The 19,549-nt window shown below is 64.5% G+C and carries 15 protein-coding genes; 9 read left to right on the top strand and 6 right to left on the bottom strand.

Features of this window, described 5'->3' with window-relative positions; all coding sequences use genetic code 11:
* Positions 1 to 6 precede the first annotated feature (6 nt).
* From RBT42_RS06850 to RBT42_RS06840, 3 genes are all read right to left on the bottom strand, one after another.
* Positions 7 to 885: a universal stress protein gene (locus tag RBT42_RS06850; protein ID WP_320363437.1), complete on the bottom strand. Its 879-nt coding sequence runs from the start codon at positions 883 to 885 to the stop codon at positions 7 to 9.
* A gap of 61 nt (positions 886 to 946) precedes the next feature.
* Positions 947 to 1,738 carry a PaaX family transcriptional regulator C-terminal domain-containing protein gene (locus tag RBT42_RS06845; protein WP_320363435.1) on the bottom strand — a complete coding sequence of 264 codons (792 nt, stop codon included), beginning with the start codon at positions 1,736 to 1,738 and terminating at the stop codon, positions 947 to 949.
* A gap of 117 nt (positions 1,739 to 1,855) precedes the next feature.
* Complete coding sequence (locus RBT42_RS06840; RefSeq protein ID WP_320363433.1) at positions 1,856 to 2,371, bottom strand: hemerythrin domain-containing protein; 516 nt, start codon at positions 2,369 to 2,371, stop codon at positions 1,856 to 1,858.
* A gap of 144 nt (positions 2,372 to 2,515) precedes the next feature.
* On the opposite strand from RBT42_RS06840, the gene moaA reads away from it, so the two are divergent.
* The 3 genes from moaA (at position 2,516) to RBT42_RS06825 (ending at position 6,353) form a co-directional block, all read left to right on the top strand.
* Positions 2,516 to 3,496, top strand: coding sequence for a GTP 3',8-cyclase MoaA (moaA, locus tag RBT42_RS06835; RefSeq protein ID WP_320363432.1), 981 nt, complete (start codon positions 2,516 to 2,518; stop codon positions 3,494 to 3,496).
* Between the two features lie 62 nt (positions 3,497 to 3,558).
* Complete coding sequence (locus RBT42_RS06830; RefSeq protein ID WP_320363431.1) at positions 3,559 to 5,601, top strand: type IV pili methyl-accepting chemotaxis transducer N-terminal domain-containing protein; 2,043 nt, start codon at positions 3,559 to 3,561, stop codon at positions 5,599 to 5,601.
* Entirely contained in the window at positions 5,598 to 6,353 is a 756-nt protein-coding gene (locus tag RBT42_RS06825) for a response regulator (RefSeq protein ID WP_320363430.1), read from the top strand. The genes RBT42_RS06830 and RBT42_RS06825 overlap by 4 nt, the downstream gene beginning before the upstream one ends.
* Positions 6,354 to 6,433: 80 nt before the next feature.
* Here RBT42_RS06825 and RBT42_RS06820 read toward each other — a convergent pair whose 3' ends face one another.
* Genes RBT42_RS06820 through RBT42_RS06810 form a run of 3 tightly spaced genes read right to left on the bottom strand, consistent with a single transcriptional unit; the run spans position 6,434 to position 9,729 of the window.
* Positions 6,434 to 7,300, bottom strand: coding sequence for a putative selenate ABC transporter substrate-binding protein (locus tag RBT42_RS06820; RefSeq protein WP_320363429.1), 867 nt, complete (start codon positions 7,298 to 7,300; stop codon positions 6,434 to 6,436).
* A 16-nt stretch (positions 7,301 to 7,316) separates the two neighbouring features.
* The gene (locus RBT42_RS06815) at positions 7,317 to 8,999 is read right to left on the bottom strand and encodes a PhnE/PtxC family ABC transporter permease (RefSeq protein ID WP_320363428.1); all 1,683 of its coding nucleotides are present in this window, start codon (positions 8,997 to 8,999) and stop codon (positions 7,317 to 7,319) included.
* Complete coding sequence (locus tag RBT42_RS06810; RefSeq protein ID WP_320363427.1) at positions 8,974 to 9,729, bottom strand: phosphonate ABC transporter ATP-binding protein; 756 nt, start codon at positions 9,727 to 9,729, stop codon at positions 8,974 to 8,976. The genes RBT42_RS06815 and RBT42_RS06810 overlap by 26 nt, the downstream gene beginning before the upstream one ends.
* 273 nt (positions 9,730 to 10,002) lie before the next feature.
* Between RBT42_RS06810 and RBT42_RS06805 the strand changes: the two genes are divergently transcribed.
* From RBT42_RS06805 to narI, 6 genes are read left to right on the top strand one after another with little or no spacing between them, the layout of a single operon-like run.
* Positions 10,003 to 11,265 carry a nitrate/nitrite transporter gene (locus tag RBT42_RS06805; protein ID WP_320363426.1) on the top strand — a complete coding sequence of 421 codons (1,263 nt, stop codon included), beginning with the start codon at positions 10,003 to 10,005 and terminating at the stop codon, positions 11,263 to 11,265.
* Between the two features lie 21 nt (positions 11,266 to 11,286).
* Positions 11,287 to 12,738: a NarK family nitrate/nitrite MFS transporter gene (locus RBT42_RS06800; RefSeq protein ID WP_320363425.1), complete on the top strand. Its 1,452-nt coding sequence runs from the start codon at positions 11,287 to 11,289 to the stop codon at positions 12,736 to 12,738.
* A 33-nt stretch (positions 12,739 to 12,771) separates the two neighbouring features.
* Positions 12,772 to 16,596 (top strand): nitrate reductase subunit alpha, encoded by a 3,825-nt coding sequence (locus tag RBT42_RS06795; RefSeq protein WP_320363424.1) that lies wholly within the window; start codon positions 12,772 to 12,774, stop codon positions 16,594 to 16,596.
* Positions 16,593 to 18,116: a nitrate reductase subunit beta gene (narH, locus tag RBT42_RS06790; protein WP_320363423.1), complete on the top strand. Its 1,524-nt coding sequence runs from the start codon at positions 16,593 to 16,595 to the stop codon at positions 18,114 to 18,116. Before RBT42_RS06795 ends, narH begins: the two co-directional genes overlap by 4 nt.
* A gap of 2 nt (positions 18,117 to 18,118) precedes the next feature.
* Positions 18,119 to 18,841, top strand: coding sequence for a nitrate reductase molybdenum cofactor assembly chaperone (gene narJ / locus RBT42_RS06785; RefSeq protein ID WP_320363422.1), 723 nt, complete (start codon positions 18,119 to 18,121; stop codon positions 18,839 to 18,841).
* The gene (gene narI, locus RBT42_RS06780; RefSeq protein WP_320363421.1) at positions 18,838 to 19,539 is read left to right on the top strand and encodes a respiratory nitrate reductase subunit gamma; all 702 of its coding nucleotides are present in this window, start codon (positions 18,838 to 18,840) and stop codon (positions 19,537 to 19,539) included. The genes narJ and narI overlap by 4 nt, the downstream gene beginning before the upstream one ends.
* Positions 19,540 to 19,549: the final 10 nt, after the last annotated feature.

The raw sequence follows: 19,549 nt of genomic DNA, 5'->3' as shown, positions 1-19,549 counted from the left end.
CCCAGATCAGCGCAGCACCAGCACGCTCGTCGGGATGCGCCGCAGCAGGGTGGACGTGGTGGTGCCCAGCAGTTTCTCGCGCCAGCCCTTGTGCGTGAAGGCCCCCATCACCAGCAGCGGCAGTTGCTGGATGGTCAGATGGCGGCCCAGCACCTGCGTCACGTCACCGGATTCGATCACGATGTGTGTGCTGAATCCGGCGTCGGCCAGGCGTTGCGCGGCCTGGGCCATCTCGGCCTGGATGTCGGGGTTGCGGTTGCCCACATGCACCAGGTGGCAGGGCATGCCTTGCAAGAGTTCCAAGTTGGCCACCGCGTCGACCAGTTGCAACGACTCTGCCCCGCCGTGATAGGCCAGGGCGAAGGCCGAGGGCGGCGTGAAGTGGGAGCGGGTGACGACCAGCAGCGGTTGCGCCACCGCCTGCAAGGCCTGCTCCAGGTGGTGCGAGCCCTGCCGCCACGGGCGGTCCAGGTGATGGGAGTGCAGGCCCATCACCACCAGGCGCGTTTCGGCATTCAGGTCCAGCAGGGCGTCGGTGAGCTTGCCCTGACGCAGGCTGAGCTCGACCATGGTGTGACCCAGGTGCAAGGCGCGTGCGCGCACCCCTTCGAGCAGCTGCTGGCTGTGCGACTGACCGCCGATGATGTGGGTGCCCGGCATGGCGTCCAGTGCCTGCGTGCGCGTGGGGCCAGTGTCGTAGCCGGTGAGGTCGCTGAAGCGGGTCTCGCCCGTGTGTGCCTCGCCCTCGTCGATCACCTGCAGGAAATTCAGCGGGGCATGCAGGCGGTGAGCCACCCAGGTGGCACCGTCGCACACGGCCGAGGGGTGGCCTTGCGCATCGACGCAGGCCAGCACGGTGTTCATCGTGAGCGCAGGCTGGAACATGCCTGCGATTGTAGGTGCGCGCGATGACCAGCTGGGCGCGGTCATCAGCATGGCGCGAACGTCACAGGCTCATCGAGGGCAACAGCTTGCGCCAGATCTCGTGGCCGGTCTGGTCGAAGGCGAGCACGCATTGCGTGAAGTCGCGGCGCGCCTGCATGTCGACCAGGGGGTCAGGCAGCAGCGGATCGAAAATCAGCTGACGGATGGCTTCATTGCCCAGCAAATAGCATTCGCGCGCGGCCACGTCGAGCTCCAGCTCGTGCCAGCGGCTCAGCCACTGCTCCAGCTTCTGGCGGGTCTGGACATAGCCCTGGGTCAGGCCCTGACCCTGCCACAGCGTGCGCGCCTGGGCATCCAGCTCGGCATCGAGATCGGTGGCGGTGAACACCGGGGCCGCACGCTCCAGTCCGAGGCGGTGCAAGCGCTCCCGCACGGTGGCGGTGTGACCCTTGATGTTGTCAGGCCGAACGTACAAACCGCTGTCCAGGGCCTTGAAGCCCAGCAGGGCCAGGGCGCGATCGCGGCGGCGCAGGGCCACACGGTCACTGCGACCCAGGGCGCCGGTGCTGACCATGATCCAGGCGCCCGACCAGTCGGTGACGCGCTCTTCGCGGTGGCGCCAGCCCGAGAGGTCTTGCGCCAATTCTGCAGCCTGAGGCCCCAGCTTGTAGGTGCCACGCCCGGCCGATTCGATCATCCCTGCCGCGGCCAGGCGAACCAGGGTGACGCGCACGCTGTTTTCGCGGATGCCGAACAGCGCCGCCGAGGTCACCGCATCCGCCGCGGTCACGGGCCGCCCTTCGGCGGCTCGCATCAGGTTGAGGATCAGGGATTTGGGTGCGGGAGAGGACATGAAGGCAATGCGCAAAAACGCCCATACAGGGGATGGTGCGCATCATACTTTCTGTCACGAGTGATTCTGTATGCGGTAAACGCTCAGCATCATCGATGCCCCGGGCGCGAGCTGGCCTCAGTCAGGCGTGCGTCGGCGGACCATCGCGTCACTGATCTGATGCAGCTGATCGGGGCTCAGTTGGGCTGCGGCGGGGTAGATCTCCGTCTCTTCGCGGGTGGCATGAGCGGGGTAGGCCACGGCGAATTCGTCGATCTCGGTCGGCGCCGGGCAGGCCTGGCCCTCGGCCGTGGCGCTCAACCAGGGGCGCAGGGCTTGCCACAGTCGCCCCAGGCTCTCGTGCTGGGCTTCCAACTCGCCGATGCAGCGGGTCAGCTCGGGCTGGCCCAGCGTTCGCAGCGCCGGAAACAGGTCGCGGTCTTCGTCGTCGTGGTGCAGCGGAGCGGCCATGTCGAAGTAACGCAAAATCGACCGCGCGGCCTCCTGGGCCTGATCGTCCGGGCCCCGCTCGGCGAGGTGGGCGCGCAGGCGCAGCGTCAGGCCGGCAAAGCGGCGAACCTTGTCATGGCAGGCCTGCAGCAACTCGATCGGATCGTCGATGCTGGGGGCCACGGGTTGGAGCAGTGGGCGCATGTCGCATTGATAGCACGTCCGGGCCCGTGGCCAAAGCCCACAATGAACTAGTCCTTCCGATCGATAGGCAAAATGGTGTCGAGTCTCTAGAGTGAACGTCAAGCTGCCGTCCGTCCATCTGGGCGACCACCGAGCCCCCACACCATGACCCGTCTGATTGATTCATTCCAGCGCCGCATTGACTACCTGCGGGTATCGGTCACCGACCGGTGTGACCTGCGTTGCACCTACTGCCTGCCCAAGGGCTTCAAGGGCTTTGAGGAGCCTGCACACTGGCTGCGTCACGACGAGATGTCCCGTCTGGTGGGGCTGTTCGTGGGTCTGGGGGTTAGCAAGGTGCGGTTGACGGGCGGCGAGCCGCTGTTGCGGCGCGGTGTCACCGACTTGGCCCGTCAGATTGCGGCCTTGCCGGGTCTGCGCGACCTGTCGGTGTCGAGCAACGGTACCCAACTGGCCCGTCATGCGGCCGGCTTGCGCGAGGCGGGCGTTCGGCGCCTCAACATCAGCCTCGACTCGTTGGATGCCGATTGCTTTGCCCGCATCACAGGGCGGGATTGCTTGAACGACGTGCTCGATGGCCTGCGTGCCGCCCGCGAGGCCGGTTTCCAGCCGATCAAGCTCAACATGGTGGTACAGGCCGACGTCAACCTCGACGAGGTGCAGCGCATGGTGGCCTTTGCCATCGAGCAGGGTTTCGTGCTGCGCCTGATCGAGCCCATGCCTGTGGGCGACACCGGTCGGGCCACCCGGGGGGTGGACCTCAGCAAGCTGGGTGAACAGTTGGCCGCGCAGCATGGCCTGGTGCCGGAGATCATGGGGCAGGGTGCCGGGCCGGCGCGTTACTGGTGCACCCCCGACCGGCAGATGAGCTTGGGCGTCATCACCCCCATGTCGCAGCATTTTTGCGAAGCCTGCAACCGGGTGCGCCTGGGGGTGGACGGCACGCTCTACCTCTGCCTGGGCCAGAACGACCAGGTGCCACTGGGTCGCATGATGCGCGAGGGTGCGAGCGATGCCGAGCTCGTGGCGGCCATCCAGGCCGGCATCCTCGCCAAACCCGAGCGGCATGAGTTCAATGAGCGCCCACAGCAGATTGTGCGTTTCATGTCACAGACCGGGGGGTGAGCATGTGGCGGCCCCATCATCCTGAGTTGTGTCCCGGGCCTGCGCCCTGACGGAGCCTGTTTTTGCCGATTTACCTGAAAGACGAGACCGCCGCCGATGCACCGCCCGAGAGCCTGCATCGGCGTTTGCGTTCGCGCCTGGACGGCATGGCGTTGGCCACCAAGCTGATGCTGATCGGGGGCGTGTTCCTGGTGTTGGCGCTGGCCTCCATCGGCCTGACCCTGTGGGTGACCTGGCAATTGGAAGGGGGCGCGGCCGCCGTCAACGAGGCCGGGCGCATGCGCATGCGCAGCTACCAGTTGGCCTTGAGCTTGCAGCAAAAGCCGGTGAACGCACCGTCGCAGTGGACCACCGAAGTCTCTGATCAACTGCACGCTTTTGACCGCAGCGTGACCTTGTTGCGCCGTGGCGATTCCTCACGCCCTCTGGCCGTGCCCTGGGATGACGCAACCCGGGCGCAGTTCCAGCAACTGGTGAGCAACTGGCAGACGCTGCGTGCCCAGGCCTTGGCCATCGCTGACGGGTCGGCCGCACCGGGTAGCTTGAATGCCCATGTGCAAGGGTTTGTGGCGCAGGTCGATCTGTTCGTCTCTGCCGTCGAGCGCCACCTTTCCGGCTGGACGACGCTGCTGCGCACCTTTCAGCTTGCCATGATGGTGCTGGCCATCTTGAGTGCCCTGGCGCTCATGTATGCGGGTTATGTGTTCATCCTCGAGCCCGTCTCGCGCCTGAAATCAGCCTTGCGTGACATCGAGGGCGGGGACTTCGCCACCCGGGTCATCGTTGAAACCGGCGATGAGATGGGCTCCCTGGCCGAAGGCTTCAACAGCATGGCCGAGAACCTGCAGTCGCTGTATGGCAACCTGGAAACCAAGGTGCGCGAGAAGACCGCCAGCCTGGAAACCAAGCAACAGCGCCTGAGCGCCCTCTACGAGGTGGCGGCCTTCGTGGCCAGTGCCGAGACCCTGGAGGAGCTGGCGCACGGCTTTGCGCGCCACATGCGTCGCATTGCGCAGGCCGATGCGGTGGCCATCCGCTGGTCGGACGTGGCCAACGAGCGCTATGTGCTGCTGGGCAGCGACTGCCTGCCCCACGTCATGGCCGAGGAAGAGCAATGCGTGCTCTCGGGCGACTGTTTTTGCGGCGCCAAGGTGGAGTCCGGCACCATGCCCAGTGTGCGCGTGATCCCGATCCTCGATGCGTCCCGCAACCTCAACAGCCAGGCGGCCAGCCGGCGTGTGCATGACCATTGCGAGCGGGCGGGCTACGCCACCCTGATCACCGTGCCCTTGGGCCTGCACATGCGGGTGTTGGGCGAGGTCGAGCTGTTCTACCGTGGCCAGCCCTCCTTGAGCGAAGAGGAAAAGGCCTTGTTCGAGGCCTTGGCCAGCCATCTGGCTGGTGCCATGGAGAGCTTGCGGGCCGCCGCGCTGGGGCGCGAGGCCGCGGTGTTTTCCGAGCGCCAGCTGCTCGCTCAGGAGCTGCACGACTCGATTGCCCAGTCGCTGGCCTTCCTGAAGATCCAGATGCAGTTGCTGCGCGATGCCATGGCACGCCAGGACCAGCAGGCCATCCATGACACGATGGACGAGCTGGACGTGGGGGTACGCGAGAGCTACAACGACGTCCGGGAGCTCCTGTTGCACTTCCGGGTGCGCACCCACGTCGATGACATCGAGCCGGCCTTGCGCGAGACCCTGTCGAAGTTCGAGCACCAGACCGGGCTGCGCACGCAGTTGTCGATACAAGGGCAGGGCCTGCCGCTGCCGCCCGACGTTCAGATCCAGGTGCTGCACATCGTGCAGGAGGCCTTGTCCAACACCCGCAAGCACGCCCAGGCCACTCAGGTGTGGATCAATGTCCAGACCCAGCCGAGCTGGTGCGTGCAGGTCCGCGACAACGGCCGGGGCTTCGACGTCGAGGCCGGCCCCGCTGATCACACCCATGTGGGCCTGAGCATCATGCATGAGCGCGCCCAACGCATTGGCGCCGATCTGCGCTGCGAATCCGGGCCCGATGGCACGCTGATCGAATTGCGCCTGCCCAACCTTGTGGCCAGCCGCTCTGGCGGCCCCATCACCCAACCCGGTGCCCTGACATCATGACCGATCCCCAGCCTGTCCGCCTGATGGTGGTGGACGACCACAACCTGTTCCGCCGTGGACTGATTGCCTTGCTCTCGCGCGATGCGCGCGTTCAGGTGGTGGCCGAAGCGCGCGACGCGGGCGAGGCGCTCAAGCTTGGTGCCCAGCATCAGCCTGACGTGATCTTGCTGGACAACCACCTGCCGGGGGTCCACGGTGTGGAGGCCTTGCCCCAGCTGTGCGCCACCGTGCCCAGGGCGCGCGTCGTCATGCTCACCGTGAGCGAGGACGCCAATGACCTGGCGCAAGCCCTGGCGCGTGGCGCGGCGGGTTACCTGCTCAAGACGGTCGAGGGCGAGGAACTCGTGGAGGCGGTCATGCGTGCCCAGCAGGGGGAGTCGGTGTTGTCGCCCGAGATGACCGGCAAGCTGATGGCCGCCTACCGCGACGTGTTGAGCCATGGCTCGCCCAAACTGGATTCGGCGCCGGCGGCCCTGGCGCCGGACATGCTGGGGCAGGGGGCCGCCCAGGAGGCGGTTGCGCCAGATCGGCCCAAGGAAGAGCCGTCTTCGCCGGTCTCGCGCCTGTCCCCGCGCGAGAACGACATCCTGCGCGAGATTGCGCGGGGGGCCAGCAACAAGGAAATCGCCCGCACGCTGCAGATCGCCGAAACCACGGTCAAGATCCACGTGCAGCACATTCTGCGCAAGCTGAACCTGACTTCGCGGGTGCAGGCTGCCGTGTTTGCGGTCACCGATCCACACCAAGGTTGATCGGCTCTTGCGGCTCAACTTCGACACCCCACGCGACTGAACCGCAGGTGCATCACATGGGCGTTGTCACGCCCGCGTGATCACTTGAGCAGACCGGTCGAGCGGCCGACTTGCTCGATGACCAGGAAGTCTTCGGGCTTGGCCGGCACGAACTTCTTGGCACCTTGCAGGTCCAGAACTGCCTTGTCGCCGGGCTTGCTGGCGTCCAGGGCCAGGAAGGCCTTGCCAAACTTCTGCACGGTGGCAGCCGGCAGGTCCTTGCGGGCGGTCCAGACGTAGTCCACAAAGGGCGGTGTCGTCCAGATGACCTTGACCTTGGACTGGTCAACCTTGTTGGCGGCCAGCATGCGGTTCCAGACCTCGATGTTCAGCGCGCCGACCTGCACCTTGCCGGACTCGACCATCTTCACGGTGGCATCGTGGGCGCCGCTGTACAGGGGCGCGCCCGAGAAGTCCTTGTCCGCATCGATCTTGAACTGGGTGCTCAGGAAGTGGCGGGGGAAGAGGTGACCGGAGGTCGAGCTCTTGGCGCCAAAGCTGAAGCTCTTGCCGCGCATCTGCTCGGGCTTGCTGATGCCCGAGGCGGTGTTCGCAATGAACACGCTTTGGAATTCGCGGTCAATGTCGCGCATCACCACGGGCTTGGCGCCGGCCATCACCTTGGCCTGCACATAGGTGAAGCCGCCCAGCCAGGCAAAGTCGATCTTGCCGGCGGCCAGCGCCGAGACGGCCGCGCCGTAGTCGATGACCGGCACATAGACGACCTTGACGCCCAGGTTCTTTTGCAGGTGGTCCACCAGCGGCTGGTACTTGCGTGCCAGTTCGGTCGGGTTTTCGTCGGGGATGCCGGAGACGCGGATCACGTCCTCCGCGTGGGCGGTGGCGGCCAGCAGGGGGGCGAGGGCGAGCACGCCAAGGCGGCCGAGCTGGGTCAGACGTTTGAACATGGGGTGTTTCCTTGTGTCAGGCAGGTTGAAAGAACAGGGCGGAGGAGGGCGGCTGGCCTGCGCTTTGCGGGCCGCTGCGCAGCAGACGCGCACGCAGGTGGTCGCCGATGGCGTCGACCAGGGACACCACGGTCACCATGGTGAGCAGCAGCAGGGTCAGGTCGCGGGTGTGGAACAGGCTGATCGCTGTGTTCAAGGCATCGCCAATGCCGCCAGCGCCTACAAAGCCCACCATCACGGTGGCGCGCACATTGCATTCGAAGCGGTAGAGGGTGAACGCTGCCAGGCGCGCCCGGATCTGCGGCAGGACACCGAAGAGGAAGGTGCCCAGCGGGCTGGCGCCCTGCGCCTGCAGAACCGCGGCCGGGCCGGGTTCGACCTCTTCCATCACATCGCAATACAGGCGCCCCATCACCCCCATGTTGTGCAAGGCAATGGCCAGAATGCCGGCCAGCGGGCCGCCGCCCACCCACACCACAAACACCAGTGCCAAGGTCAGCTCGGGCATGGCCCGCGTAAGCTGCAGCAGGCCACGGCTGCCCCATTTGAAGCCCTGGCCAAGAGCCTGGGCCAGCGGGGCGCGGCGCACGGGGTCGGGGAGGTAGCTGCCCGTCATCAAGGGGGCCACGGTCAAGGGGGCAAGCACAAAGGCGACGAGGGCCGACAGCACCGTGGCCACCCAGGCCATCATCAAGGTGTCGCCCGTCAGGGCCACCACAGACGTGATCAGGGGCAGGTCGGGCCGCATGTCGTCAAACGAAAACAGCGTCAGGCCGGGAGCTGACCCCAGGTCCGACCAGGGGATGTCCAGGCGCCACAGGGCCAGGGTGGCGCCGATGCCGGCACACGCCAAGGTCCAGCGGGCACCGCGCTGGCGCAGTTGCTGGCTGACGACTTCCAAAATGAGCACAAAAGCCAGGACGGCCAGCAAGGTGGTGGCCAGCTTGTCGTACTCGAAGTAGCGAATGCTCAAGGCGATTTCGCTGCCCAGACCGCCGGCCCCGACGACGCCCAGGATGGTGCCGTTGCGGATGTTGCACTCCAGGCGAAACAAGGCATAGGCAATCCACTGGCGCCGCACGGCAGGCACGACGGCAAAGACCAGGATGCCCCAGCGCGAGGCACCCGTGGCGCGCAGCGCCTGCACGGTACGCGGATCGACCGCCTCGGCCAGTTCCGCATAGAGCTTGCCGATGCCGCCCCCGGAGGTCAGGGCGATGGCCAGCACGGCTGCGCCGGGGCCCAGGCCGAGCAGGCGCACAAAGATGTACGCCCAGACGATCTCGGGCATGGCGCGCAAAAAACCCAGCGTGAAGCGGGCCAGCCAGCGCAGGGTGGCCGCGGTCACGCGGACCAGGGTGGGCGCGTGTCGAGGAGGGTCGGGCAGGTCCGGCACCTGGATGGCCACGTAGGCCAGGCTCACGCCGAGGACGACGGCCATCACGGTGCCGAGCAGGCCGATCAGCAGGCTCTCGATGGACAGCATCAGAACGCGGCCCAAGAAGTCGGGCGACAAATCCGGATGCAGGAGGCCTCCCAGGATGGCGCCGGCATTGCCCAGGCCGTTGCGGTCAAACAGCTTGCTCACCTGCGTGCCGGTCAGGGCCAGGCAGAGCTCCGCCGAGAGCAGGACGAGCAGCCACAGCGCCCAGCGTCGCCAGGGCTGGACGCGGTCAAATCCGCTCGCCGCTGCCTGCATACAACTGATCCAGTTGGCTGGACGAGACCTGATCGGGGGGCAGGTCGAACATGATCTGGCCGTTGCGCAGGCCAATGACCCGGGTGCAGTCGCGCTTGACGATGTCAAACCAGTGGGTGCAGAACACCAGTGCCATGTGGCGGGCCTGGGCGGCCTCGATGATCAGACGGGTGACGGTACGGGCCGTGTGCGGATCCAGCGAAGCTGTGGGTTCGTCGGCCAGCAAGATGGCCGGATCGGCGATCAGGGCGCGGGCGATGGCCACGCGCTGCATCTGACCGCCGCTGAGCTCGCCCGCCTTGGCCCACTGGTGCTCGGCCACGCCCAGTTGCGCCAGAACCGCGTGCACCCGCTGGCGCTCGATCGGCCACAGCGCGGCCCGCAGCACCTTATGCCACGGCCAAGTTGAAAGTAGGCCGCCCAGCACATTGCTGTGCACGGTGGACTGGGGCACCAGCAGGCTTTGCTGCTCGACGATGCGGCATTGCGAGCGGTAGCGCTGGAGCTCAGTCCAGCCGAAGTCGTGCAGGGCGCGGCCATTGACCTCGATGACCCCGGCGGTGGGGCGCAGCGAACCGGCCAGGAGCTTGATCAAGGTGGACTTGCCGCCCCCACTGGGCCCGATCAGGGCGACGCGCTCACCGGCGGTCAGGCTCAGGGTGATGTGCTGGAGCGTGGGGCGATCTCCCCAGTGCCTGCCCACATCGCGCAGATGGAGTTCGGGCGTCATGTCAATGCGAGCACGGCGCTCGCCAGAGAAAGAAGGAAGAAGACATGCGCAAGAACAGGTCGCGTGACAAAGCCGTCAATTTTACGACCTCGTGTTTCCGAGCTCGGATGCTGTGCCAGCTGAACATGACGTTGGGGGGACGATTTGCGTAACTGATCCAGATCAAATCCGATGTCGGACTACTCCTTTTGACCGATTCCGCCTGACCAACGGAAGGATGTTCACAGCAGGGTTATTTTTGAACACTCTGAGACATAGAAATAGGAGCTTTCCATGTCTCAGAGAGGTAAGGCCTTATCGGTTCTGGTCGTGAGCACACTGGCCTTCATCGTGTGCTTCATGGTCTGGATGATGTTCGGCGTCATCGGGATTCCCATCAAGAAAACCCTCGGTCTGACGAACGCGCAGTTCGGCCTGCTGACCGCCATGCCCGTGCTCACGGGCTCTCTCGTCCGGGTGCCGTTGGGTGTCTGGACCGACCGCTTCGGTGGTCGCATCGTACTGTTCATCACGATGATGCTGTGTGTGGCGCCCATCTACCTGATGGCCTACGCCACCCAGTACTGGCAGTTCCTGGTGCTGGGCATGTTCGTGGGCCTGGCTGGCGGCTCGTTCTCGGTCGGTACGCCTTATGTGGCCCGTTGGTTCCCGAAGGACCAGCAAGGTTTCGCGATGGGCGTGTTCGGTGCGGGTAACTCGGGCGCTGCGGTCAACAAGTTCATCGCGCCGGTCATTCTGGTCGCCGCAGGCTGGACCATGGTGCCGCAGGTCTACGCGGCCATCATGCTGGGCACGGCCCTGCTGTTCTGGTTCTTCAGCTACTCCGACCCCACCCATCTGGTCCAGTCCAAGGCCAGCTTCAGCGACCAGCTCAAGCAACTCAAGGACCCGCGCGTTCTGAAGTACTGCCAGTACTACTCCATCGTGTTTGGCGGCTATGTGGGCCTGAGCCTGTGGATGGTGCAGTACTACGTGGGCGAGTATGGCCTCGACATCCGTGTCGCCGCCTTGCTGGCTGCCTGCTTCTCACTGCCCGGTGGGGTGTTGCGCGCCATCGGTGGCTGGCTGTCGGACAAGCACGGCGCCCACAAGGTCACCTGGTGGGTGTTGTGGGTGTGCTGGATCTGCCTGTTCATTCTGAGCTACCCGCAGACCGATTTCACCATCACCACGGTCAACGGTCCCCAGACCTTCCACATTGGCCTGAACGTCTATGTCTTCACGATCGTGATGTTCACCCTGGGCATCGCGATGGCCTTCGGCAAGGCCAGTGTCTTCAAGTACATCAGCAACGACTACCCCACCAACATCGGCGCCATCTCCGGCATCGTCGGCCTGGCCGGTGGTCTGGGTGGTTTCGTGCTGCCGATCATGTTCGGTTACCTGCTGGACCTCACCGGTGTTCGCTCCAGCGCCTTCATGTTGCTCTACGGCGTCGTCTGGGTCTCGCTGATCTGGATGTACATGACCGAAGTTCGCTCTCGTGACGTGGTGGGCGGTGAGCCCCAGCACGCTCCCGTCGGCAAGCGCGCCTGATTTCTCCCTCAAGGACACATCATGTCAACCATCAAAACCTCGGCGGGCAAGGCCCGTCCGGGCACGACCCTGACGGTCTGGACCCCAGAAGACAAGGCCTTCTGGGAAGCAGAAGGTCAGGCGATTGCCAAGCTCAATCTGTGGATCTCGGTCCCGGCGCTGTTCCTCGCGTTTGCCATCTGGCAGATGTGGAGCGTGGTGGCCGTGAACCTGCCGCTGATGGGCTTCAACTACAGCACCAACCAGCTGTTCTGGCTGGCTTCGGCCCCGGCGCTGTCGGGCGCCACGCTGCGCATCTTCTACTCCTTCATGGTGCCCCTAGTGGGCGGTCGTCGCTGGACGGCGATCTCCACCGCCTCGCTGCTGATCCCGGCCATCGGCATCGGCTTCGCGGTGCAGGATCCCACCACGCCGTATCCGACGATGCTGATCCTGGCGCTGCTGTGCGGCTTCGGCGGCGGCAACTTCTCGTCGTCCATGTCCAACATCAGCTTCTTCTTCCCGAAGGAGCGCAAGGGCTCGGCCCTGGGTGTGAACGCCGGCCTGGGCAACCTGGGCGTGTCGGTGGTGCAGTTCCTCAGCCCCATCATCATCTCGGTCGGCCTGTTCGGCGTGCTGGGCGGTGAGTCGCAGACCATCGTCAACAAGGCCGGTCAGTCGTCCGAGATCTGGGCACAGAACGCCGCCTTCGTGTGGGTGCCCTGGATCGTCATCGTGAGCCTGGCCGCCTGGTTCTTCATGAACGACATTGCCGATGCCAAGGCCTCGTTTGCCACGCAGGCAGCCATCTTCCGCAGCAAGCACAACTGGCTGATGTGCATTCTGTACCTGGGCACCTTCGGCTCCTTCATCGGTTATGCCGCTGGCTTCCCGCTGCTGATCAAGTCGCAGTTCAAGGATGTGAACCCGTTGGCCTACGCCTGGATCGGTCCGCTGGTCGGTGCGCTGATTCGTCCGGTGGGGGGCTGGTTGTCTGACAAGCTGGGCGGCGCCCGCGTCACCTTCTGGAACTTCATCGTCATGGCCCTGGCTGTGGTGGGCGTGCTGTTCTTCCTGCCCAAGGGCACCGGCAGTGCCTACGCCTTGTCCATCGGCCCCGCCGAAGGCAACTTCACCGGCTTCTTCCTGATGTTCCTGGTGCTGTTCCTGACCACCGGCATCGGCAACGGCTCGACCTTCCGCATGATCCCGGTGATCTTCCTGAACCTCAAGACCAGCAAGGTCAAGCGCAACGACGAAGCCGGCATGAACGCCGCCATCAAGGAAGCGAATACCGAAGCGGCCGCTGTGCTGGGCTTCACCGCTGCGGTGGCGGCCTACGGTGGCTTCTTCATCCCCAAGAGCTATGGCACTTCGATCGGTGCCACGGGCGGCCCGGAGCTGGCGCTGATGGCTTTCATCGCCTTCTACCTGCTGTGCATTGCGACCACCTGGTGGTACTACGCCCGCAAGGGTGCCGAGCAGCCTTGCTGATCTCTCACACGTGAATCTGACAGGAGTCAACACATGAGTCACTTTCTTGACCGCTTGACCTTCTTCGCTCAACCCAAAGAAGAGTTTGCAGAAGGCCACGGCGTCACCACGGGCGAGGATCGCACCTGGGAAGACGCTTACCGCAACCGCTGGCAGCACGACAAGATCGTGCGCTCCACCCACGGCGTGAACTGCACGGGCTCTTGCTCGTGGAAGGTCTACGTCAAGGGCGGCATCGTCACCTGGGAAACCCAGCAGACCGACTACCCGCGTACTCGCGACGACCTGCCCAACCACGAGCCCCGTGGTTGCGCCCGCGGTGCCAGCTATTCCTGGTATCTGTACAGCGCCAACCGCGTCAAGCACCCGATGGTGCGTGGTGAGCTGCTCAAGCACTGGCGTGCCGCACGTGCGATTGCCAAGTCTCCGGTGGACGCCTGGGCAGCCTTGATGAGCAACGCCGAAACCCGCCGCAGCTGGCAGAAGGAGCGTGGCCTGGGTGGCTTCGTTCGCGCCAGCTGGGACGAGGTCAACGAGATCGTCGCCGCGTCCAACGTCTACACGATCAAGCAATACGGTCCGGACCGCATCATCGGCTTCTCGCCGATCCCGGCCATGTCCATGATCAGCTACGCCGCCGGCACACGCTACCTGAGCCTGATCGGTGGTGTCGCCATGTCGTTCTACGACTGGTACTGCGACCTGCCGCCCGCCAGCCCGCAGATCTGGGGTGAGCAGACCGACGTGCCCGAATCGGCCGACTGGTACAACTCCAGCTACATCATCGCCTGGGGTTCGAACGTGCCTCAGACCCGTACCCCGGATGCCCACTTCTTCACCGAAGTGCGCTACAAGGGCACGAAGACGGTGGCGGTCACCCCTGACTACGCCGAAATCTCGAAGCTGGCCGACATCTGGATGCACCCGAAGCAGGGCACCGACTCGGCGGTCGCCATGGCCATGGGCCATGTGATCCTCAAGCAGTTCTACTTCGACCAGCGTTCGGCCTACTTCGACGACTACGCCCGCCGCTACACCGACCTGCCGATGCTGGTGATGCTCGACGAGCAGGACACCCCGGCTGGCAAGGCCCTGGTCCCCGGCCGCTACCTGCGCGCCAGCGACATGAGCGGTGACATCGGTGCCGGCACCAACACCGAATGGAAGACCTTGGCCTATGACGCCGACGGCTCCATCGTGGTGCCGAACGGCTCCATCGGCTTCCGCTGGAGCGCCGCGGGCCGTGCCGACGAAGGCAAGTGGAACCTGGAAACCAAGGAAGGCGTGAGCGACCGTTTGGTCGGTCTGAAGCTGTCGGTGCTGGAAGATGCCAACAAGGCGGAGAACCAGACCGCCGAAGTCAACAAGGTGGCCTTCCCGTACTTCGGTGGCATCGACACCCCGAACTTCCCGAGCAACAAGCAAGGCGACATCCTGCTGCGCAATGTGCCCATGAAGCGCATCACCGTGCAGGACAAGAACGGCCAGACCCGCGACGTGTGGGTCGCCACCGTGTTCGACCTGCAAGTGGCCAGCTATGGCGTGCACCGCGGCCTGAAGAATGCCGCTGGTCAACTGGTGGACGATGGCGCCAAGTCGTTCGACGAGAACGTGCCTTACACCCCCGCGTGGCAAGAGCAGATCACCGGGGTGCCGCGCGCCCAGGTCATCACCGTGGCCAGCCAGTTCGCCGACAACGCCGACAAGACCAAGGGCAAGTCCATGGTCATCATCGGCGCGGCCATGAACCACTGGTACCACTGCGACATGAACTATCGCGGCATCATCAACATGCTGATGATGTGCGGCTGTATCGGCCAGAGCGGCGGCGGCTGGGCTCACTATGTGGGCCAGGAAAAGCTGCGTCCGCAAACCGGCTGGACGGCACTGGCTTTCGCCCTCGACTGGTCGCGTCCGCCCCGTCAACAGAACTCCACCAGCTTCTTCTATGCGCACACCGACCAGTGGCGTTACGAAAAGCTGGGCGTGGAAGAGGTGCTCTCGCCCCTGGCTGACAAGAAGCAGTTCGGCGGCAGCATGATCGACTACAACGTGCGCGCCGAGCGCATGGGCTGGCTGCCTTCGGCACCTCAGCTGCAAACCAACCCGCTGAAGGTCGTCAAGGACGCGCAGGCCAAGGGCATGGACCCCAAGGACTACGCCGTCGGCGCCCTGAAGGACGGTTCACTCAAGCTGTCGTGCGAAGACCCGGACAATCCGCTGAACTGGCCGCGCAACATGTTCGTGTGGCGCTCCAACATCCTGGGCTCGTCCGGCAAGGGCCACGAGTACTTCCTCAAGCACCTGCTGGGCACCACCAACGGCGTGCAGGGCAAGGACCTGGGCGCAGGCGATGCCAAGCCACAAGAAGTCAAGTGGCACGACCAGGCTCCCGAAGGCAAGCTGGACCTGCTGGTCACGCTCGACTTCCGCATGAGCACCACCTGTCTGTACTCGGACATCGTGCTGCCCACGGCCACCTGGTACGAGAAGAACGACCTCAACACGTCCGACATGCACCCCTTCATCCACCCGCTGTCCGCCGCGGTGGACCCGGCATGGGAAGCCCGTTCTGACTGGGAGATCTACAAGGGCTTTGCCAAGACCTTCTCCGAAGTCTGCGTGGGCCACCTGGGCGCCGAGAAGGAAGTCGTGATGACTCCGATCATGCACGACACGGCCGCCGAAATGGCCCAGCCGTTCGATGTGCAGGACTGGAAGCGTGGCGAGATCGACCTGATCCCCGGCAAGACCGCGCCGCAGATCACCGTGGTCGAGCGCGACTACCCGAACACCTTCAAGCGTTTCACCTCGCTGGGCCCGCTGATGAACAAGCTGGGCAACGGTGGCAAGGGCATCGGTTGGAACACCGAGGACGAAGTCCGCGCGCTGGGCGAGTTGAACGGCAAGGTCCGCGAAGAGGGCGTCAGCCAGGGCTTCCCGAAGATCGAGTCCGACATCGACGCCACCGAAGTGGTGCTGATGCTGGCCCCCGAGACCAACGGTCACGTCGCCGTCAAGGCCTGGGACGCACTGGGCAAGCAGACCGGTCGGGATCACACCCACCTGGCCCTGCACCGCGAAGACGAGAAGATCCGTTACCGCGACATCCAGGCGCAACCGCGCAAGATCATTTCCTCGCCGACCTGGTCGGGTCTGGAAAGCGAGAAGGTGTCGTACAACGCCGGCTACGCCAACGTGCATGAGCTGATCCCATGGCGCACCCTGACCGGCCGTCAGCAGTTCTACATGGACCATGAATGGATGCGTGCCTTCGGCGAGGGCTTCGTTTCCTACCGTCCGCCGGTCGACCTGAAGACCCTGCATGAAGTGCAGGATCGCAAGCCCAACGGCAACAAGGAGATCGCGCTCAACTTCATCACGCCGCACCAGAAGTGGGGTATCCACTCCACCTACACCGACAACCTGTTGATGCTCACGCTCAACCGCGGTGGCCCGGTGATCTGGCTGAGTGAAGACGACGCGAAGCGTGCCGGCATCGTGGACAACGACTGGGTTGAGCTGTTCAACACCAACGGCGCCATCGCGGCCCGTGCGGTGGTGAGCCAGCGCGTGAACCCCGGCATGGTCATGATGTACCACGCTCAGGAAAAGATCATCAACACCCCGGGCTCGGAAATCACCGGCACCCGCGGCGGCATCCACAACTCGGTGACCCGGATTGTGCTGAAGCCCACCCACATGATCGGCGGTTACGCCCAGCTGAGCTACGGCTTCAACTACTACGGCACGATCGGTACCAACCGTGACGAGTTCGTGGTGGTCCGCAAGATGAACAAGGTTGACTGGATGGACGGCGAAGGTTCCGCCACCAGCTCGCAAGGAGCACACGCATGAAAATCCGCGCTCAAATCGGCATGGTCCTGAACCTGGACAAGTGCATTGGTTGCCACACCTGCTCGGTGACCTGCAAGAACGTCTGGACCAGTCGCCCTGGCGTCGAGTACGCCTGGTTCAACAACGTCGAAACCAAGCCTGGCATTGGTTATCCCAAGGAATGGGAAAACCAGGACAAGTGGAACGGTGGCTGGGTGCGCAAGGCCAACGGCAAGATCGAGCCCCGTCAAGGCGGCAAGCTCAGCTTGCTGATGAAGATCTTCGCCAACCCCAACCTGCCCGAGATCGACGACTACTACGAGCCCTTCACCTTCGACTACGAGCACCTGCAAAACGCGCCCAAGTTGAAGGCCGCGCCCACCGCGCGTCCACGCAGCCTGATCACCGGTCAGCGCATGGAGAAGATCGAGTGGGGTCCGAACTGGGAAGAAATCCTGGGCGGCGAGTTCAGCAAGCGCAGCAAGGACAAGAACTTCGACGATGTCCAGAAGGACATCTACGGCCAGTTCGAAAACACCTTCATGATGTACTTGCCTCGCCTGTGCGAGCACTGCCTGAACCCAGCTTGCGTCGCATCGTGCCCCTCCGGTTCGATCTACAAGCGCGAGGAAGACGGCATCGTCCTGATCGACCAGGACAAGTGCCGCGGCTGGCGCATGTGCGTCTCGGGCTGCCCTTACAAGAAGATCTACTACAACTGGAAGTCGGGCAAGGCCGAGAAGTGCATCTTCTGCTACCCCCGTATCGAAGCCGGCCAACCCACGGTCTGCTCCGAAACCTGTGTGGGCCGCATCCGCTACCTGGGCGTGCTGCTGTATGACGCAGACGGCATCCAGGCTGCGGCCAGCGTCGAGCACGACCGTGACCTGTACCAGGCCCAACTGGACCTGTTCCTGGACCCGAACGATCCGAAGGTGATCGAGCAGGCCCGCAAGGACGGCATCCCCGAAGCCTGGCTGGTGGCTGCCCGCCACAGCCCCGTCTACAAGATGGCCGTGGACTGGAAGGTGGCCCTGCCGCTGCACCCCGAGTACCGCACGCTGCCGATGGTCTGGTACGTGCCGCCGCTGTCGCCCATACAGGCTGCGGCCAACGTGGGCGACCTGGGCGTCAACGGTCAGATCCCCGACGTCAAGCAGTTGCGCATTCCGGTCAAGTACCTGGCCAACCTGCTGACCGCTGGCGACACCTTCCCGGTGACCCGCGCGCTGGAACGCATGCTCGCCATGCGCGCCTACATGCGCAGCCGCCATGTGGACGGCGTCGAGAACAAGCAGGTGCTGGACCAGTTCGGTCTGGACAAGCACACCGTCGAGGACATGTACCACGTGATGGCCATTGCCAACTACGAAGACCGCTTCGTGATCCCGTCGGCTCACCGCGAGTACGCCGAGAACGCGTTCGACCTGCGTGGGGGCTGCGGCTTCTCGTTCGGCAACGGTTGCTCGGATGGCGCCAGCGAGGCCAGCCTGTTCGGTGGCACCAAGAAGCGCACCATCCCCATCAAGTCGGAGGTGTGAACATGACGTCGTTTTTCCAACGTCAACCCGACGTCACGCCCAGCTACACGCTGCGGGCTTTGGCCCATCTGCTGAGCTACCCCGGCGCCGAGCTGCGCGCCGTGGTGCCCGAGTTGCAGCAGGTGCTGGCCAACGAGGGGGCGGTGAGCGACCAGCGCCTGGCTGGCCTCAACAAGCTGCTCGGCACGCTGATCCAGCAGGACCCGTTTGCCGTGGAGGAGGCCTACGTCGAGCTGTTCGACCGAGGGCGCGCCACCTCGCTGCACCTGTTCGAGCATGTGCACGGGGACTCGCGTGACCGTGGCCCCGCCATGATCGACCTGATCAAGACCTATGAGCAGGCCGGCTTGATGCTGGACCCCAACAAGGTCGGCGGCGAGTTGCCCGACTACCTGCCCGTGGTGCTGGAGTTCGTCTCCACCTTGACGGCCGCGCAGATGCGCGACTTCATCGGTGAGATCGCCCACATCCTGAACGCGGTGCACACGGCTCTGGTCAAGCGCCAGAGCCTGTATGCCCATGTGCTGGCCGCGGTGCTGGAGATCGGCAAGCAGGACATCGAAACCGTGGCCGTGGTGGCCGAGGAGGACCTGGACGAAAGCTGGGCCGAGCCTGAAGCCTTTGCGGGCTGCAGCAGCAAGGGCCAGCAAAGCCCCGATCAGCCTCAACCCATCCAGATCGTGCGGCGGACCGCATCGACCCAACAACGAGGAGCATCAGCATGAGCCTCTCTCATCAATTCATCTTCGGCATCTATCCCTACATCTGCGGCGCCCTGTTCATCTTGGGCAGCCTGATGCGCTTTGACCGCGAGCAGTACTCGTGGCGCAGCGAATCGAGCCAGATGCTGTCCACCGGCAGCCTGCGTGTGGGCTCCAACCTGTTCCACATCGGGATCATTGGCCTGTTCTTTGGTCACTTCGTGGGCATGTTGACGCCTCACTCCGTGATCCACGCGCTTGGCATCACGGCGGGGCAAAAGCAGATGCTGGCCGTGGTGGCCGGTGGCATTCTTGGCGTGATCGCCTTGATCGGCCTGATCCTGCTGATCCACCGTCGCCTGACCAACGCCCGCGTGCGCGCCACCTCGCGTGGCCGCGACTTCCTGGTGTTGTTCTGGATCCTGGCCACGCTGCTGCTGGGTCTGTCCACCGTGCCGCTGTCCGTGCAGCACAGCGACGGCGGCACCATGCTCAAGCTGATGTCCTGGGCGCAGCACCTGGTCACCTTCCAGGGTGATGCCCCCAGCTTCATCACCGACGTGTCGATCGTCTTCAAGATCCACATGTTCATGGGCATGAGCTTGTTCGCCATCTTCCCGTTCACCCGTCTGGTGCATGTGTGGAGCGGCTTCGCTTCGGTGGGCTACATCGCCCGTCCGTGGCAGGTCGTGCGCAGCCGCAAGATGGGTCTGAACAAGTAAGGGAGCCAGC

This window comes from Aquabacterium sp. (assembly GCF_034003525.1).
Lineage (GTDB): Bacteria > Pseudomonadota > Gammaproteobacteria > Burkholderiales > Burkholderiaceae_C > Aquabacterium.
Note: the sequence above shows the minus strand (reverse complement) of the source record. Positions and strands in the feature narration are given on the sequence as shown.

What these genes read in the sequence shown, in the direction of transcription:
- RBT42_RS06840 (WP_320363433.1), bottom strand. Translation starts at nt 2,371, where the DNA reads ATGCGCCCACTGCTCCAACCCGTGGCCCCCAGCATCGACGATCCGATC.
- moaA (WP_320363432.1), top strand. Translation starts at nt 2,516, where the DNA reads ATGACCCGTCTGATTGATTCATTCCAGCGCCGCATTGACTACCTGCGG.
- narJ (WP_320363422.1), top strand. Translation starts at nt 18,119, where the DNA reads ATGACGTCGTTTTTCCAACGTCAACCCGACGTCACGCCCAGCTACACG.
- RBT42_RS06850 (WP_320363437.1), bottom strand. Translation starts at nt 885, where the DNA reads ATGTTCCAGCCTGCGCTCACGATGAACACCGTGCTGGCCTGCGTCGAT.
- RBT42_RS06815 (WP_320363428.1), bottom strand. Translation starts at nt 8,999, where the DNA reads ATGCAGGCAGCGGCGAGCGGATTTGACCGCGTCCAGCCCTGGCGACGC.
- RBT42_RS06795 (WP_320363424.1), top strand. Translation starts at nt 12,772, where the DNA reads ATGAGTCACTTTCTTGACCGCTTGACCTTCTTCGCTCAACCCAAAGAA.
- RBT42_RS06845 (WP_320363435.1), bottom strand. Translation starts at nt 1,738, where the DNA reads ATGTCCTCTCCCGCACCCAAATCCCTGATCCTCAACCTGATGCGAGCC.
- RBT42_RS06805 (WP_320363426.1), top strand. Translation starts at nt 10,003, where the DNA reads ATGTCTCAGAGAGGTAAGGCCTTATCGGTTCTGGTCGTGAGCACACTG.
- narI (WP_320363421.1), top strand. Translation starts at nt 18,838, where the DNA reads ATGAGCCTCTCTCATCAATTCATCTTCGGCATCTATCCCTACATCTGC.
- RBT42_RS06820 (WP_320363429.1), bottom strand. Translation starts at nt 7,300, where the DNA reads ATGTTCAAACGTCTGACCCAGCTCGGCCGCCTTGGCGTGCTCGCCCTC.
- narH (WP_320363423.1), top strand. Translation starts at nt 16,593, where the DNA reads ATGAAAATCCGCGCTCAAATCGGCATGGTCCTGAACCTGGACAAGTGC.
- RBT42_RS06800 (WP_320363425.1), top strand. Translation starts at nt 11,287, where the DNA reads ATGTCAACCATCAAAACCTCGGCGGGCAAGGCCCGTCCGGGCACGACC.
- RBT42_RS06810 (WP_320363427.1), bottom strand. Translation starts at nt 9,729, where the DNA reads ATGACGCCCGAACTCCATCTGCGCGATGTGGGCAGGCACTGGGGAGAT.
- RBT42_RS06825 (WP_320363430.1), top strand. Translation starts at nt 5,598, where the DNA reads ATGACCGATCCCCAGCCTGTCCGCCTGATGGTGGTGGACGACCACAAC.